The organism is Rothia sp. HMSC069D01 (assembly GCF_001810135.1).
Lineage (GTDB): Bacteria > Actinomycetota > Actinomycetes > Actinomycetales > Micrococcaceae > Rothia.
The window spans coordinates 1-239 of record NZ_KV800103.1 but is presented as its reverse complement, the minus strand read 5'-3'; the positions used below and the strand labels follow the sequence as shown (position 1 = coordinate 239).

The following is a 239-nucleotide window of genomic DNA, read 5'->3' as shown; positions in this document are numbered from 1 at the left end:
CGATGAAGGAGGAAGCGAAGGAGCGGAAGAACTCGCCGTTACGCTCCATGTCTTCCCACCAGGTCACGCCAGCGTCGTAACGGTTGGCGTCCGGGGAGATGACGGGCACGAACAGCATGTTCTGGGCCGCTGCGGATGCAGCCATCTGAGCCAGCTCACCGGAGGGGTCGTAGACCTTGGACTGGTCGTTGCGCCAGTAGTCGCCGTCGAAGTAGAAGACCACGCCAACGGGCTTGGAG

The 239-nt window shown here is 62.3% G+C and carries 1 pseudogene; it reads right to left on the bottom strand.

Annotated features, from left to right (window positions below):
* A pseudogene (locus tag HMPREF2710_RS04440) lies at positions 1-239 on the bottom strand (serine protease); the annotation flags it as partial.